This window comes from Pseudomonas sp. H1h (assembly GCF_000633255.1).
GTDB lineage: Bacteria > Pseudomonadota > Gammaproteobacteria > Pseudomonadales > Pseudomonadaceae > Aquipseudomonas.
In genome coordinates, this window is record NZ_AYMJ01000018.1 from 317883 (window position 1) to 333687 (window position 15805).

Annotated in this window: 12 protein-coding genes; 7 read left to right on the plus strand and 5 right to left on the minus strand. The window is 61.0% G+C overall.

All coding sequences use genetic code 11. The features are described 5' to 3' along the window. Positions 1-77: 77 nt before the first annotated feature. Complete coding sequence (locus U862_RS0117155; RefSeq protein ID WP_025111528.1) at positions 78-953, minus strand: LysR substrate-binding domain-containing protein; 876 nt, start codon at positions 951-953, stop codon at positions 78-80. A 219-nt stretch (positions 954-1172) separates the two neighbouring features. Then, positions 1173-2351: a hypothetical protein gene (locus U862_RS0117160; protein ID WP_025111529.1), complete on the minus strand. Its 1179-nt coding sequence runs from the start codon at positions 2349-2351 to the stop codon at positions 1173-1175. Positions 2352-2537: 186 nt separating this feature from the next. On the opposite strand from U862_RS0117160, the gene U862_RS0117165 reads away from it, so the two are divergent. The 6 genes from U862_RS0117165 (at position 2538) to U862_RS0117190 (ending at position 10243) form a co-directional block, all read left to right on the plus strand. Continuing rightward, entirely contained in the window at positions 2538-3470 is a 933-nt protein-coding gene (locus U862_RS0117165; RefSeq protein WP_025111530.1) for a LysR substrate-binding domain-containing protein, read from the plus strand. A 235-nt stretch (positions 3471-3705) separates the two neighbouring features. Beyond that, positions 3706-5130, plus strand: a complete 1425-nt coding sequence (aldA, locus tag U862_RS0117170) for an aldehyde dehydrogenase (RefSeq protein ID WP_025111531.1) — start codon at positions 3706-3708, stop codon at positions 5128-5130. Positions 5131-5212: 82 nt separating this feature from the next. After that, positions 5213-6532, plus strand: coding sequence for a nitrate/nitrite transporter (locus tag U862_RS0117175; protein ID WP_025111532.1), 1320 nt, complete (start codon positions 5213-5215; stop codon positions 6530-6532). A gap of 1 nt (position 6533) precedes the next feature. Continuing rightward, positions 6534-7751 carry a mandelate racemase/muconate lactonizing enzyme family protein gene (locus U862_RS0117180; RefSeq protein ID WP_025111533.1) on the plus strand — a complete coding sequence of 406 codons (1218 nt, stop codon included), beginning with the start codon at positions 6534-6536 and terminating at the stop codon, positions 7749-7751. Between the two features lie 154 nt (positions 7752-7905). Then, entirely contained in the window at positions 7906-9525 is a 1620-nt protein-coding gene (locus U862_RS0117185) for a GMC family oxidoreductase (RefSeq protein ID WP_025111534.1), read from the plus strand. Between the two features lie 112 nt (positions 9526-9637). Beyond that, positions 9638-10243, plus strand: a complete 606-nt coding sequence (locus tag U862_RS0117190; RefSeq protein WP_025111535.1) for a DUF6338 family protein — start codon at positions 9638-9640, stop codon at positions 10241-10243. 191 nt (positions 10244-10434) lie between these two features. Here U862_RS0117190 and U862_RS0117195 read toward each other — a convergent pair whose 3' ends face one another. Then, entirely contained in the window at positions 10435-11319 is an 885-nt protein-coding gene (locus U862_RS0117195) for a LysR substrate-binding domain-containing protein (RefSeq protein WP_025111536.1), read from the minus strand. Between the two features lie 159 nt (positions 11320-11478). Between U862_RS0117195 and U862_RS0117200 the strand changes: the two genes are divergently transcribed. Beyond that, a complete protein-coding gene (locus U862_RS0117200) occupies positions 11479-14505 on the plus strand; it encodes an FAD-binding and (Fe-S)-binding domain-containing protein (protein WP_025111537.1) in 3027 nt (1008 codons plus the stop codon). Here the strand turns inward: U862_RS0117200 and U862_RS0117205 are convergent. Then, positions 14438-15127, minus strand: a complete 690-nt coding sequence (locus U862_RS0117205; RefSeq protein WP_025111538.1) for a paraquat-inducible protein A — start codon at positions 15125-15127, stop codon at positions 14438-14440. The genes U862_RS0117200 and U862_RS0117205 overlap by 68 nt on opposite strands. Further along, positions 15124-15720, minus strand: a complete 597-nt coding sequence (locus U862_RS0117210; protein WP_025111539.1) for a paraquat-inducible protein A — start codon at positions 15718-15720, stop codon at positions 15124-15126. The genes U862_RS0117205 and U862_RS0117210 overlap by 4 nt, the downstream gene beginning before the upstream one ends. Between the last annotated feature and the right edge of the window lie 85 nt (positions 15721-15805).

The window sequence follows — 15805 nt, forward strand, 5'->3', positions numbered from 1 at the left end:
GGTGTGTCAGTCGACATTGATTTCAACTGATCTGCCGCCTTCGCGAGCAAGCCCGCTCCCACATTGGTTTTGCGGTGTCAGGGGTTGCTCACCAGGCTCAGCCAGTCGGTGAACAGCTTCACTTTCGACAAGCCCTGCTTGTCATTCGCCACGTCCAGCCAGTAGCCATACGGGCCGATCACTTCAATCGGGGTGATCGGCAACAGGCTGCCGTTAGCCAGTTCCTTTTCGATCATCTGCCGGTCGATCACCGCCAGCCCGCCGCCGGCCAATGCGGTGTGAATCACCTGGTCCAGGGTGCTGAATTCCAGACCTCGGGCAGCATCGATGTCGTCGCGTCCCATGGCTGCCAGCCAGTTTTCCCAGACCTTCAAGCGCTTGCCGTCGTGGAGAATGTGCAGCAATGGAAATTGCCGCAGATCCGGTGCTTGCTCGCCGTCGAACAGCTCCGGGCTGGCAACGGCGATGTGGCGTTCCATCACCAGCAGTTGGCTGGCGCAATGGGTGGTCGCTGCGAGGCCGAAACGGATGTGGCAATCGATCTCGGAGAGGCTGTCGTGGCTGGCCTGATTGGTCACGCTGAGGCTGATGTCCGGGTAGCGCTGGCAGAACGCGCGCAGGTGCGGCGACAGCCAGCGCGTGGCCCAGGTCGGTGGCGCGAGCACGCGCAGGCGTTGGCGCAGATTGGGCACGCGCACCGCTTGCAGCGCACGCTCCATGTGATCGAAAGCTTCGGCCAGATGCGGTTTGAGGTTGCTGCCGGCTTCGGTCAGTGACAGGCCTTGCGGCGTGCGCACGAACAGCGCTACACCGAGGTAGTCTTCGAGTTGTTTGATCTGGCGACTGACGGCGCCCTGGGTGACGTTCAGGCCCAGTGCGGCCTGACTGAAACTGCGATGCCGCGCGACTTCTTCGAACACGCGCAGGGTGTTGAGCGAGGGCAGTTGACGCATGGAGGTGGAACTCCGGGTCGAGCGTTTGGCTCGGTTTTGTTTTTGTAGGTTTTGTTGGTAGGGGTTATCTGACTATTGGTGAGGGGGCGGATGCAAGCGTTGTTTGGCAGGACGCCTTCGCGAGCAAGCCCGCTCCCACATTGGATGTGTGTCAGGCACACATCCGGTGGGAGCGGGCTTGCTCGCGAAGGCTGACTTTCAGGCGCGGTAAATCCCGGATCAGAAGTAGTAACCGACGTTCACATACAGCTGATTCTCCCACTGATCCAGCCCACCCGCACCGAGGCTCTGGGTGTAACTGCTGCCACCGATGTACGGGTCATTCCTGCCAAACAACCACTCGGTCGCGACCCACAATTTGCTCACTGAAAACGAGCTGCCGAGGATCATCCGCTCAGAAGTCTTGAAGCCGCTGGCGGATTTGTCGAAGGCACTGTAGTTGGTGTAGAGCTTGATTCCGCTGACCTGATCGAACAGGTATTTGCCAGCCACGTCGTAACTCAGATCCGCCACGTACAGATTGCCGCGACTGGCAACGTTGTAAGTGCCGTCGTAACCGCCAAGGGTCACCCGCTCATCAGTGCCGGCATTGCGCGGCGACATCTGCTGGCGTGCTGCCTGCAACTGCACGCCCCACGGGCCATTTTTGCCCAGATAATGCACGGCCACGGCGTTGCGCCGGCCATCGTTGTCGGTGTCCTTGTTTTCCAAGGTCGAGGTCAGGCCGGAGATCCCCACTTCGGATTTCCACGGCCCCAGCTCCAGCGCTTTCGCCACCCGCAGCACCACGGTGTTGCGTTCCTGGTTGTCGCTGCCGTCCGCCACGTAGCTGTCAGCCCCGGACACCACGCTGGAATAGGTGACGCCTTTGCTGGTGCCTTTGCCTTGCCACGCCGGACGCAAGTAGTAACCGGCCTGAATATTCCAGTCGCCGCTTTGCTGGATGTATTTGGCGCCGACCTGTTGCACGTCTTCCAGGCCAATGACGTTGCCCAGGGTTTCGTAGAAAGTGCTGCCGAAATACGGCTGCAGGCCGAACGGCACACTGTTCAGGCCGACTTGTACCTGTTGGTCCGGATTGAACTTGTAGCCGACCCAGGCGAACTTGGCGAACTGAATGTCGCCATAGTTTTTCGTGTACTGGTAAGGGTAGGAGCGACCGTAGAAGCGATACTGCGCCTCGCCGATCCAGCTGTCGGAATTGTATTTGGCGCTGAGGAAGACCGTGTCGAGGCCAAACTTCTGAATGTCGCGATCCGGGTCCACGTCCCAGCGCGCACGAATGGCGCCGCCAAGATCAAGGTTGTCGGTGACTTGTACCGCCATCGCCGGAGCGGCAACGCTGCAGAACAGAACGATAGACGTGGTGCGCAGGCGCAAGGATGCAGGGAAGGGCATGAAGCGGCTCTCGATTGTTTTTATTAGAGATGCCGCGCAGTTTTGCCATCCGCTGGAGGTTGAACAAACGATAAAAACGATGCGCAAACCTGCATCGAATGCATGTTACTCAAAAAATCCTGTAGGACAGTCCGGCACAGGCATGGGATGCTTTACGCCTTGTCAGTGGTTTTCGAGTGCCTTGATATGAAACGCAAAATGCCCGGCCTGAACGCGCTCAAGGCGTTCGAAGTGGCCGGCAGCACCGGCAGTTTCACCCGCGCCGCCGAGTTGCTCAACGTCACCCAGAGTGCGGTCAGCCGTCAGGTGCGGCAGCTGGAAGAACAGCTCGGTGAAAGCCTGCTGGAGCGGCGCCATCATCATCTGGAGCTGACCGCCGCCGGCAAGGTGCTGCTGCGGGCACTGCACCAGTCGTTCGACAAGATCGAACTGACGGTGCGCAGCATCCAGCAGAAAACCCATTCCAACCGGTTGCACATCAACGCGCCGCCGACCTTCACCAGTCGCTGGCTGATGCCGCGCCTGGGGCGTTTGCGCGAGCAGCACCCGGAACTCGAACTGAGCATCACCACGCGCTTGCAGGACAGCCTGGCGGAAACCAGCACACTCGACTGTGCGATCCGTTTTGGCGACGGTGAATGGGACGGCCTCGACAGTTCGCTGCTGATTCAGGAACGGCACATCGCGGTGTGCGCGCCGTCGTTGTATACCCGCGAGGGCGCCGAGCAGGGCATTGACCTCAATCGACTGACGCTGCTGCACGTGCTGGCCAAGGAAGATCAGCGCTATCTGACCTGGAAACACTGGCTGGACGCGGCGCGCATCAGCGGAGTCGATACCCAGGGCGGTTACGAATTCGATCTGCTGGACCTGGCGATTCAGGCCGCGACCGACGGGCTGGGGATCACCATTGCCGACTGGCACATGGTCGCCACTGAGTTGGCCAGCGGGCAGTTGACCCAAGTGCTGAATGTGCACGTGGAAGGGCACCAGTCCTACTGGCTGGTGACCCGGCCGGAGCAGACCGAGATGCCGCAGTTGCAGGTATTTGCGCAATGGCTGCAGGAGGAAATCTGGCTGGCGCAGCGCCAACTCGAGCCCTCGACCGCTGCGACCTGATCCACCCCAAATCCCCTCGTGGGAGCGGGCTTGCTCGCGAATGCGGTGTGTCAGCTTGCATCGTCAACGCCTGACACCCCGCATTCACGAGCAAACCCGCTCCCACACAGGATTCTGCGCACGCGAGGGTAACCTGCATTTTTCGAATGTTTAAGCGCCCTTTAAATCGTTTGTTCAACCCGCCAGCGATGACAAGACTGGCGGCATTGATAAAAACAAACGATGGGCGATGCACATGCGAATCGAGCGAAATTATGTAAACGGCCACTTCATCGAGCCTGCCAGCGCGGCGCTGATCGAGGTCTATAACCCGGCCACTGAAGCGTTGCTCGGCCATGTGTCGGCCGCGACCGTCGAGGAAGCCACCGCAGCCGTCGATGCGGCAGCAACCGCACAAAAGGTCTGGGGCAAGCTCACCAGCATCGAACGCGCCGAACATCTGCGAGCCTTTGCCACTGCCCTTGAAGAGCGTGCCGAAGCCATCGGCGTCGCGCTGGCTGCCGAGTCCGGCAAGAGCGTCGCCGACGCCAGCAACGAAGCGCGTTATGCCGCGCAGATCACCCGCTATCACGCCGAGTGGGCACGCCGCATCGAAGGCGAGATCATTCCCAGCGACAGCCCCGACGAAAACCTGTTTCTGCACCGCGAGCCAATCGGTGTCGTTGCCTGCCTGATCCCGTTCAACTACCCGGTTTATACCCTGTTGCGCAAAATTGCCCCGGCGCTGATTGCCGGCAACACCGTGGTGGTGCGCCCGAGCAACAACACCCCGACCTCGGCGTTCGAAATCGCCAAAGCGGTGCAACAGTCGGGCATGCCGGCGGGCGTCATCAATATTCTGACCATGGATCACGCGACCGCAGCGACAGTCTGCACTCATAGAGCCGTGGGCCTGATTACGTTGACCGGCAGCGTCAACGCCGGGCGCATCGTCCTCGACTACTGCAAGGCCAACATCGCCAAGCCGTCGCTGGAGTTGGGCGGCAAGACCCCGGCGATCATCGAGGCCGATGCCGATCTGGAAGCCGCAGCCACGGCCATCGTTGCGTCGAAAACCACCCACTGCGGCCAGTTGTGCACGGCGGTGGAGCGGGTCTACGTGCAGGAAAGCGTTCATGACCGCTTCCTCGCCTTGCTCAAGACCAAGATTGCCGCCGTGAAATTCGGCGATCGCGCCACGGACGCCAGCCTGATGGGGCCGTTGGTCAACGCCAGTTCGCAGCAGACCATCCACGCCATGGTCGAGCGCGCCATCGCCGACGGTGCGGTCCTCGAAAGCGGCGGTGTATTGCCACAAGGTCGTGGGCATTTCTATCCGCCGACCCTGCTCAGCGGCTGCCGCCAGGACATGGAAATTGTCCAGGAAGAAATCTTCGGCCCGGTACTGCCGGTGCTCAAGTACCGCGACATTGATGAAGCACTGGCGATGGCCAACGATCATCAGTTCGGCCTGTCGTCGGTGCTCTACACCGAGAACTATCGCACCGCGCAGAGAGTCGCCAACGCTATCGAAGCCGGCGAGCTGTACGTCAATCGCACCCCGGCCGACCCGTATCAGGGCTACCACGCCGGCTGGAAACGCTCGGGCCTGGGCGGCGATGACGGCAAGCACGGCATGCTCGAATTCACCCAGACCCGCCTCGTGGTCATGAAGTACTGATCCACCGCAACACGCCTCATGCTGCACCTATAAAAACAATTATCAGGGGCGCCCGGAGCACGGGTCGCCCGAGGTCACTTCAATGTCCAAGCATGCATCCTCTGCTGCCGCTGTTCAGGGTTCCCATTCGGCTGTGAAAAGCCCGAGTGACAAGGGAAGTCGCTATGTCCAATTGATGTTGCTGGTGCTCGCGGCCGGCGCGATCTATCCGATTCTGTACCTGCGTCAGGTCTACCAGACCACGATGCTCGAAGTGTTCCAGATCAACCACAGTGAACTGGGCTATCTGTACTCGATGCTCGGCACGATTTTCCTCCTCAGCTACTTGCCCAGCGGCTGGCTGGCGGATCGCATTGCGCCACGCTTTCTGATTTTCTTTTCGCTGGTGGCGACCGGCGCGCTGGGCCTGTGGTATTCGACGGCGCCGTCGATGAGCGGGCTGATGATCATCTTCGGTTGCTGGGGCCTGACCACCGGTTTGACCTTCTGGGCCTCGGTGCTCAAACGGGTGAAGATGATCGCTCATCACACCGAACAGGGGCGCTTCTTCGGCATCCTCGATGGAGGTCGCGGCCTGGTCGAGGCGCTGCTGGCGACGGTTGCGCTGGCGCTGTTCGCCTTCGCCACCGAAACCCGTGGTGAATCCACCGCCGAAGGCTTCCGCCATGTGGTCTATCTGTACGCCTTCACCTGTATCGCCATCGGCTGCGTGCTGGTGTTGATCAAGGATCCGAAATCGATGGCGGACACGCCGCCGGTGGAGAAGGGCAAGTTCAACCTGCTCACGGATCTGGCGACGCTGGTGAAGATTCCCGAGCTATGGCTGGTCACGGCGATCGTGTTTTGCGGTTATCACATCTTCTGGGCCACCTACAGCTTCTCGGACTACCTGCAAGGCAGCGGCCTGACCGCCGTCATGGCCGGCACTATCACCACTATCAAGTTGTGGATGCGCCCGATCGGCGGCATCGGTGGCGGCTGGCTGGGGGACAGGTTCTCGAACATTTCGGTGCTGATCGTCGCGCTGTTGCTGGCGAGTCTGGCGATCGTCGGCCTGATCGTATTCCCGGCGCTCAACAGCATGGGGCTGCTGATTGCCACGGTGATTTTCATTGGCCTGATGACTTACGCGATTCGCGGTTTGTACTGGGCAATTCTCGACAGCTGCAACATTCCGCTGCGCATCACCGGTCTGGCCATCGGCATCGTCTCGGTGGTCGGCTATATGCCGGATGCCTTTATTCCGCTGATCAACGGCTACCTCACCGAACGGTTCCCGGGAGCCTTTGGTTACAAGCTGTATTTCGGCTACATCGCCTTTATCGGACTGCTCGGCACTCTGGCTGCTGTGACCTTGCGTGCCCGAATCAATCGCAAATCCTCGAAGAAAACTGGTGCCTGACATGAAAATCATCGCCCTGGAAACCCATATCGTCGCCGTACCGCCACCGCACATCGGCGGCATGTACTGGCTGTTCGTCAAGCTCAGGACCGACTGCGGCATCGAAGGCGTCGGCGAGATCTACGCCGCGACCTTCGGCCCCAACGCCATGCTGCCGATCATCGACGACGTGTTCGAACGCTACCTGCTCAATCAGGACCCGCACCATATCGAGCGCTTCTTCCGCCAGTCCTATTCCAGCGGGTTCACCCAACGCCCCGACCTGACCATGATGGGGGTGGTCAGCGGCCTGGAAATGGCCTGTTGGGACATCATCGGTAAAGCGGCGAACAAGCCGGTCTACGAACTGCTCGGCGGCAAGGTCAATGAGCGCCTGCGCTCTTACACCTATCTGTACCCGGTCAACAGCCGTGGCGAGTACGACTACGACGATCCGGATCTGGCGGCTGAATGCGCCGTGGAGAATATGAACAAGGGCTTCACGGCGGTGAAGTTCGACCCTGCCGGCCCTTACACCGCGTATTCCGGGCACCAGATTTCGCTGGAGGTGCTGGAGCGCTGCGAAACCTTCTGCCGCAAGATCCGCGAAGCGGTGGGCAACAAGTGCGACCTGCTGTTCGGGACTCACGGGCAAATGGTGCCGTCATCGGCCATTCGTCTGGCCAGGCGCCTGGAAAAGTACGACCCGCTGTGGTTCGAAGAGCCGGTGCCGCCGGGGCAGGAAGAGGCCATGGCGCAAGTCGCGGCCAAGACCAGCATCCCGATTGCCACGGGCGAACGGCTGACCACCAAGTACGAGTTCTTCAAGCTGTTGCAGGCCGGCGGCGCGTCGATTCTGCAGATGAACGTTGCGCGCTGTGGCGGCCTGCTCGAAGCCAAGAAAATCGCCAGCATGGCCGAGGCCTACTACGCGCAGATCGCTCCGCATCTGTACAACGGACCGATTGGCGCTGCGGCCAGTTTCCAGTTGGCGACCTGCACCCCGAACTTCCTGATTCAGGAAAGCATCGAGACCTGGGGCGGCTTCCATGCCGAGATCCTGAACAAGCCGCTGCAGTGGGAGGACGGCTACATCATCCCGTCCACCGAACCGGGCCTGGGCGTGGAACTGAACATGGACGTGGTGCGCAGGCATTCGCCGTACACCGGCGAGCGCCTGCACCTGCAAATGGCGCCGACGCCAGTGGACGTCAAAGACACATCCCCGGCCAAAGGCTGACGCAGATCCATTGTGGGAGCGGGCTTGCTCGCGAAAGCGGTGGGTCACCCTCTGAGAGTGGCGGCTGATACGACGCCTTCGCGAGCAGGCTCGCTCCCACAGGGGAGTGTGGTGCGCTTTTCGATTTGTACAACGACTTACGCGGTAACCGTGCATGACATACGACTACATCATCGCTGGCGCCGGCGCAGCAGGCTGCGTGCTGGCTAATCGGCTCTCGGCCTGCGGGCAATACACGGTGCTGCTACTGGAAGCGGGCGGTAAAGACAGCTCGCTGTGGTTCAGGATTCCGGTCGGCTTCGCCAAAATGTATTACAACCCGACCTTCAACTGGATGTACTACAGCCAGCCGCAGAAGCAACTGGGCAATCGCGAAATCTACGCCCCGCGCGGCAAGGTGCAGGGCGGTTCGGGTTCGATCAACGCGATGATCTACGTGCGCGGCCAGGCCCATGACTTCGATGACTGGGCGACCAACGGCAACGACGGCTGGGGCTTCAAGGACGTGCTGCCGTACTTCCGCAAACTGGAAAACCATCCGCTGGGCGACAGCGAATACCATGGCGGCAGCGGCCCGATCAGCATCACCCCGATGAAGGGCCAGACCCACCCGATCTGCGATGTGTTTCTTGAGGGCTGTTCGCAGCTCGGCTATCCACGCAGCGACGATTTCAACGGGGCGAAATTCGAAGGTGCGGGCCTGTACGACGTCAACACCAAAAACGGCCAGCGTTGCTCCAGCAGCTTTGCACATCTGCATCCGGCACTGAGCCGGCCGAACTTGACGGTCGAGCATTACGCCCTGGTGGATCGCGTGCTGTTTGACGCTGCGCAGCAGCGCGCCACTGGCATCTCGATCACCCAGCACGGTGTGACGCGCACCTTTACGGCGCGCAAGGAGGTGATCCTGTGTGCGGGCGCGGTCGATACGCCGAAAATCCTGCAATTGTCCGGCGTGGCCGATCGCGAGTTGCTCGCCAGGCACCAGATTCCATTGGTCAGGCACCTGCCGGCGGTGGGGCAGAATCTGCAGGATCACCTGTGTGCCAGTTACTACTACAAGGCCAACATCCCGACGCTCAATGATGAACTGAGCTCGCTGTTCGGCCAGCTCAAGCTCGGCATCAAATACCTGCTGACCCGCAAGGGCGCGCTGGCGATGAGCGTCAATCAGGCGGGCGGGTTCTTTCGCGGCGACCAGCAGCAGGTGCATCCCAACCTGCAGCTGTACTTCAACCCGCTGTCGTACCAGATCCCGAAAAACAACAAGGCCAGCCTCAAGCCGGAACCTTACTCGGGCTTCCTGCTGTGCTTCAATCCGTGCCGGCCCACCAGTCGCGGGCACGTCGAAATCGCCTCGAAAAATCCACGGGACGCGGCGTTGATCGACCCGAACTACCTGAGCACGCAGAAGGACATCGATGAAGTGATTCAGGGCAGTCGCCTGATGCGCAAGATCATGAACGCCCCGGCGCTCAAGAGCATCACCGTCGATGAAGTGTTGCCCGGCCCGGCGGTGCAGACCGATGAGCAGATGTTGCAGTACTTTCGCGACAACTGTGGCTCGATCTATCACCTCTGTGGTTCTTGCGCGATGGGAGCGGACGAGCAGACATCGGTGGTCGACAAGCGCCTGAAGGTGCATGGCTTCGAAGGGTTGCGGATTGTCGATGCGTCGATCTTCCCGAACGTAACGTCGGGCAATACCCATGCGGCGGTGCTGATGGTGGCGGAAAAGGGTGCGGATCTGATTTTGCAGGATGCGCAGGTTTAGCGGCTGGCGTAATGCGCTGTGACAGTTGGGCGAAGGCATTCTTTCAGCGTGCACTAGGCTTTGATTGCCGGTCACTTATCGGGCCGGCAAGTCTTTCAAGGAGCCACGGATCATGGATGATCTGGTCAAAGAAGTGATTCCGTTGTTGCAGTATCTGATTCCCGGGTTTGTCTCGACCTGGATTTTTTATACGCTCACCGCATTCAAGCGACCTGACACGTTTGGACAGATTGTGCAGGCGTTGATTTTTACGTTTGTGATTCATGGGGTGGTGTTGGGGCTCGGAGCTGCCTGTTTGTGGATAGGCTCGAAGGGTATCTCTGTAGGAAAGTGGGATGGTAAAGCCGAGGCTTTGTGGGCGTTTATCGTTTCAATGGCGCTTGGGCTGTTGTCGTGTGCTCTGGCTTCGAATGACAAACTGCACAAATGGTTACGAAGTAAAAATGTAACGAATAAAAACTCTTATCCCAACGAGTGGTACAGCACGTTTGTCCGCCACAATCGGCTGGTAACTCTGCATTTGACGGATGAAAGGCGATTGTTTGGCTGGCCCGTCGAGTGGCCTTCCGGACCTCTGGAGGGACAGTTCATCATGCTCAATCCAGGCTGGCTGGGGGAGGATGGCGTGGCGCTGCCTTTTGGCGCCGAACTATTAGTGATAGATTCCTCGAAAGTTCAGTGGGTCGAATTCAGTTCTATCGAAGAGGTTTCAACATGAGCGCAAAAGAGCCTACTCCCATGCCGCCTGACGTCAGACGCCTCTTTTATGGCCCGGACGGCAAACTGCTGGCCAAACCCCTCGTTAAAGGGCCGAGTGCGCCGCCTCCGCTAAAGCGCCAGTACAGGGATTGACTGAACGCCGCTCATCGAGCGGCGTTTCGTTATGTTTTGCATGTGCGGGGGCGCCGATCACAGCGTGTCCACCAACCAATCCCGAAACGCCTTCAACGACGGCAACGCCTCGTTACGCGGCGGATACACCAGGTAATAGCTGCGCCGACTGGTAATCGGTTCCCCCAGTTGCAGCAGCTCGCCGTTAAGCAATTCATCCTCCACCAGAATCCGCGGTACCAGCCCCACGCCGATATTGGCCCGCACCGCCTGAATCAAGTGCGAGGTCATTTCAAAGCTCGGCCCGATGCGCATGCTGCGGTGCGGCAGGCGGTGATGAGTGAACCATTCCGCCCAGGCCTGGGCGTTGCTGCTGACATTGAGCAGCAGCTGTTCGGCAATCTGCTGTTCGGCGTCCTGATACTCGACCGCTGACAGCTGCGCACTGGCGATCACCACCAGTTCTTCGGTGTGCAGGGGCAGGGCGCTCAGTCCCGGCCAGTCACCACCACCGACACAGATCGCGGCATCGATCTCGCTGGTGTCGAAGTCGATCGCTTCGATCCGCGAATGCAAGTGCACGGTCATGCCCGGGTGCGCGGTGTAGAAATCCTTGAGTCGTGGCAGCAGCCATTTCGAGCCGAAGGTTGGCAGCGTCGCCAGCCGCAGGCTGTGGATGCCCGAACCAAACGCCATGGCCTGCAAGGTCGCGCTGCGGATCTGTCCGAGCGCTTGGGCCAGTTCGCGCTGATACATGCGCCCGACATCGGTCAGCACTACTTGCCGGCCTTCGCGGCTGAACAGACGCATGCCGAGCATCTTTTCCAGAATCTGCACCTGGCGGCTGACCGCACTCTGTGTCAGCGACAGTTCGTGGGCGGCGCGGGTGTAGCTTTCATGGCGCGCGGCGGCCTCGAAGGCCAGCAACAACGACATGGAAGGGGTGAGGGTTCGCGGATTCATTCGTTTTAGTCATGGATTGCGGGTCGATTTTACGCTTGTCCCGGTGGCGCCAAGCAATGAACATAAGCACCATGAGATGGCGGGAGCGTGACGCAATCATTCGTTGCGCACAACTGTTCACCGCCACACGGCCCGATTTTGACCGAGATTCCCTGACCGATGATTGCCCAGCTGTCGCCCGCCACCGCATTGACTGCCGATTACCAGCAGTTCCTCAACGCCCTGAAAGCCAGCGGTTTTCGCGGTGAGATCAGCGCCGATTACGCCAGCCGCGTGGTGCTCGCCACTGACAATTCGATCTACCAGCGCCTGCCGCAAGCGGCAGTGTTTCCGATGGACGCCGAGGATGTGGCGCGGGTCGCACGACTGATCGCCGAGCCGGCTTACCAGAAAGTGGTGATCACCCCGCGTGGCGGCGGCACCGGTACCAACGGTCAGTCGCTGACCGATGGCATTGTTGTCGACCTGTCGCGGCACATGAACCGTATTCTGGAGATCAACGTCCAAGAGCGCTGGGTACGCGTGCAGGCCGGGGTGGTCAAGGATCAGCTCAACGCCGCGCTGAAGTCCGCCGGGTTGTTCTTCGCTCCGGAGCTTTCGACCTCCAACCGCGCCACTGTCGGCGGCATGATCAACACGGATGCCAGCGGTCAGGGCAGTTGCACCTATGGCAAGACCCGTGACCACGTGCTGCAACTCGAGATGATCCTGCGTGGCGGCGAGCGCCTGCACGGCGAGGCGCTGGCTGAAGACGATCTGGCAGCGCTGTGTGCGCGGGAAGATCGGGTCGGCGAGGTCTACCGCTGTGCGCGGCAGATCATTGATGAGCAGGGCGAACTGATCAAACAGCGCTTTCCTGATCTCAATCGCTGCCTGACCGGCTACGACCTTGCGCACCTGCGCGAGGCTGACAAGCGCTTCAACCTCAACAGTGTGCTGTGCGGCGCCGAAGGCTCGCTGGGGTTTGTGGTCGAGGCCAGGCTCAATGTGCTGCCGATTCCCAAACACACGATGCTGGTGAACATCCGCTACGCCGGGTTCATGGACGCATTGCGTGATGCCCGGGCGCTCATGGCGCTCAGGCCGCTATCGATTGAAACCGTCGACTCGAAAGTGTTGCTGCTGGCGATGCAGGATATCGTCTGGCACGGCGTCGCCGAATACTTCCCGCAAAGTGCCGAACGGCCAACGCTGGGGATCAATCTGGTGGAGTTTTGCGGTGATGATCCCGAAGACCTGCAGCGCCGAGTCGAAGCGTTCCTCGAACACTTGAGCAACGACACCACGGTCGAACGCCTGGGCCATACGCTGGCGGTCGGTCAGGCGGCGGTGAACAAGGTCTATGGCATGCGCAAACGCGCGGTGGGTCTGCTCGGCAACGTCGCCGGTGAAGCGCGGCCGCAGCCGTTTGTCGAGGACACGGCGGTGCCGCCGCAGCACCTGGCCGAGTACATCGCCGAGTTGCGCGAGCTGCTCGACAGCCATGGGTTGCAGTACGGCATGTTCGGCCATGTCGATGCCGGCGTGCTGCACGTACGGCCGATTCTCGACATGAAAGATCCGCAGCAAGCCGCGCTGGTGCGACCGGTGTCCGATGGCGTGGCAGCGCTGACCCAGCGCTACGGCGGACTGCTGTGGGGCGAGCACGGCAAAGGCCTGCGCTCGGAATACGCACCGGCGTTTTTCGGCGAGTTGTACCCGGCGCTGCAAGCGTTGAAGGCCGCGTTCGACCCGTTCAACCAGTTCAATCCGGGCAAGATCGCCACTGCGGCCAACAGCGGCGCGACGCTGCTGAAGATCGACGAGGTAACCCTGCGCGGTGAACTGGATCGGCAGATCGACGAGAAAGTCTGGCAAAGCTACGGCGCGGCCCTGCATTGCAACGGCAACGGCGCCTGCTACAACTTCGATCCCGACGACGCCATGTGTCCGTCGTGGAAAGCCACCCGCGAGCGTGCGCAATCGCCCAAGGGCCGCGCATCGCTGATCCGCGAATGGCTGCGGTTGCAGGGCGAGGCGGGTGTGGATGTGTTGTCCGATGCGATCCGTCGTCCGGGCTTCTTCAGCAGCCTTTGGACGCGCTGGCGCAACAGCCGCAGCCAGGGCGCCGACTTTTCCCATGAGGTCTACGACGCCATGGCCGGTTGCCTGGCGTGCAAGTCCTGCGCGGGCCAATGCCCGGTCAAGGTCAATGTGCCGGAATTCCGTTCGCGCTTTCTCGAGCTGTATCACACCCGTTATCTGCGCCCGGCGCGGGACTATCTGATCGCCTCGCTGGAGTACAGCATCCCGTACATGGCGAGGATTCCGGCGCTGTACAACGGTGTGATGGGCGCGTCGTTTGTCCGCAATCTGCTTGAACGTCTCGGTGGCATGGTCGATGTGCCGTTGCTCAGCCGCTTTGATTTCCACGCGGCGCTGCGCCGCTGGAAGGTGCAGCCGGCGACGGTTGCCCGGCTGGCGGCACTGACCCCGGCGCAACGCGAGCGCAGTGTGGTGCTGGTGCAGGATGCGTTCACCCGATACTTCGAGGCGCCGCTGCTGGCGGATTTGCTGGAGCTTGTTTCGCGACTCGGCTATCAGGCGTATCTGGCGCCGTTCAGCGCCAATGGCAAGCCGCTGCATGTGCAGGGCTTCCTCTCGGCGTTCAACCGCGCGGCGTTGCGCAATGCGCAGCAACTGCGTGAGCTGGCCGATGTCGGCGTGCCGCTGCTGGGGCTGGACCCGGCAATGACCCTGGTCTATCGCCAGGAATACCTGAAAGTACCCGGCATGCAGGAGTGCCCGGAAGTCGCGCTGGTCCAGGAATGGTTGCTCAAGGTGATCCCGGAGCAGGCCGCTGCAGATTCGGCCCAGGCGTTCCGTCTGCTGGCGCACTGCACCGAGAAAACCAACGCACCGGCCGCCACCCGACAGTGGGAGCAGGTGTTCGAACGGGTCGGGTTGAAACTGGCGACGCAGGCCACCGGTTGCTGCGGCATGTCCGGCACCTATGGCCACGAGGCGCGCAACCGCGAAACGTCGGCGGTGATCTACGAGCAATCCTGGGCCAACCAGATCGAGGCGCCGGGCGAGCGCGGCGAGGCGCTGGCCACCGGTTATTCGTGCCGCAGTCAGGTCAAGCGCCAGTCGGATCGGGCGTTGCGCCATCCGTTGCAGGTGTTGCTTGAGGTGGTGCGTCGCTGAGTGGCTCGTCCTCCGGGGCGTTGTCCCAGATCAGTCGCGGATCGAAGCTCATCGCCGAGAGCATGGTGAACACCACGACCAGGCCGAAGAACAGAATGCCCGGTCGTGGCTCGATATCGCCCAGCGCCTGGAACTTCACCAGCGCCGCGACCAGTGCGACCACCAACACGTCGAGCATCGACCAATAACCGATCAATTCGACGAAACGGTACAGCTTCGAGCGCTCGCGGCGCGCCCAGCCGCTGTCGCGCTGTACGGTGATCAGCAGCAGTGTCAGGGCGACGAACTTGATCCCCGGCACCGCGATACTGGCGATAAAGATGATCAGGGCGATGTCCCACGCACCACCTTCCCAAAATTCCAGCACGCCGCTCATGATCGTGCTGTCGGCGCCATTGCCGAGCATCACGGTGTTCATCACCGGCAGCAGATTGGCCGGCACGTAAAACGCCAGCGCAGCGAACATGTAGGCCCAGGTGCGGGCCAGGGAATTGGTCTTGCGTCGATGCAGGGGCGCCTCGCAACGCGGGCACTGGTGCGGCTCATCGGTCATGTCGCAGGCCAGCCCACAGCTGTGGCACAGGCACAGGTTGAGTTCGCTGGCGGTCGGTGGTCGCTTCATAGAATGTCCCACAAATCACGAGTGTCGCGACCGGCGATGCGGATCATCATCAGGCTCAACACCGCCAGGGCGAACAGACCGATGCCCGGCAGTACATCGAGCAGACCGGCCAATTTGAACACCGCCACCATCGCCCCCAGCAGACAGACTTCGAGCATGCTCCACGGGCGCAGCGTTTCCAGCCAGCGCATGCACAACCTGAACCCCGGCGCGCGCCGCGAGGACAGGGCGAAACTCAGGACCCAGATCAACAGCACCAGCTGAAACGCCGGGGCGATGATGATCGAAATTGCCGCGACCATCGCCATGAACGTGATCGGTCCCTGACTCAACGCCAGCACCGAATCCCACAGCGTCGCGCTGTTTTTCAGGCCCTTCATGCTGATGCTCATCACCGGGTAGAAATTGGCGAACAGCCACAGCATGGCTGCGGTGAAGCTCAGGGCCAGGCGCTGCTCGACGGTCAGGCCGTTATAGCGCTGCAGCACGCCACCGCAACGCACGCAGGAGGTTTTCTGGTGTTTGCCGAGCACGACTTTCTCGTACACGCAATCGCAGTGCTCGCAGATGATCAGGTGTTCGGTCTGGGTCATGGACAAGGCTCGACAGCAGGCGCAAAGGGCGGGGGGCGCCTGATCACTATAGAAGCCTGACGTGATAGGGCAAATGGCGGCGAAG

Coding starts and splice junctions, on each gene's coding strand:
- U862_RS0117155 (WP_025111528.1), bottom strand. CDS start 953: ATGCGTCAACTGCCCTCGCTCAACACCCTGCGCGTGTTCGAAGAAGTC.
- U862_RS0117160 (WP_025111529.1), bottom strand. CDS start 2,351: ATGCCCTTCCCTGCATCCTTGCGCCTGCGCACCACGTCTATCGTTCTG.
- U862_RS0117165 (WP_025111530.1), top strand. CDS start 2,538: ATGAAACGCAAAATGCCCGGCCTGAACGCGCTCAAGGCGTTCGAAGTG.
- aldA (WP_025111531.1), top strand. CDS start 3,706: ATGCGAATCGAGCGAAATTATGTAAACGGCCACTTCATCGAGCCTGCC.
- U862_RS0117175 (WP_025111532.1), top strand. CDS start 5,213: ATGTCCAAGCATGCATCCTCTGCTGCCGCTGTTCAGGGTTCCCATTCG.
- U862_RS0117180 (WP_025111533.1), top strand. CDS start 6,534: ATGAAAATCATCGCCCTGGAAACCCATATCGTCGCCGTACCGCCACCG.
- U862_RS0117185 (WP_025111534.1), top strand. CDS start 7,906: ATGACATACGACTACATCATCGCTGGCGCCGGCGCAGCAGGCTGCGTG.
- U862_RS0117190 (WP_025111535.1), top strand. CDS start 9,638: ATGGATGATCTGGTCAAAGAAGTGATTCCGTTGTTGCAGTATCTGATT.
- U862_RS0117195 (WP_025111536.1), bottom strand. CDS start 11,319: ATGAATCCGCGAACCCTCACCCCTTCCATGTCGTTGTTGCTGGCCTTC.
- U862_RS0117200 (WP_025111537.1), top strand. CDS start 11,479: ATGATTGCCCAGCTGTCGCCCGCCACCGCATTGACTGCCGATTACCAG.
- U862_RS0117205 (WP_025111538.1), bottom strand. CDS start 15,127: ATGAAGCGACCACCGACCGCCAGCGAACTCAACCTGTGCCTGTGCCAC.
- U862_RS0117210 (WP_025111539.1), bottom strand. CDS start 15,720: ATGACCCAGACCGAACACCTGATCATCTGCGAGCACTGCGATTGCGTG.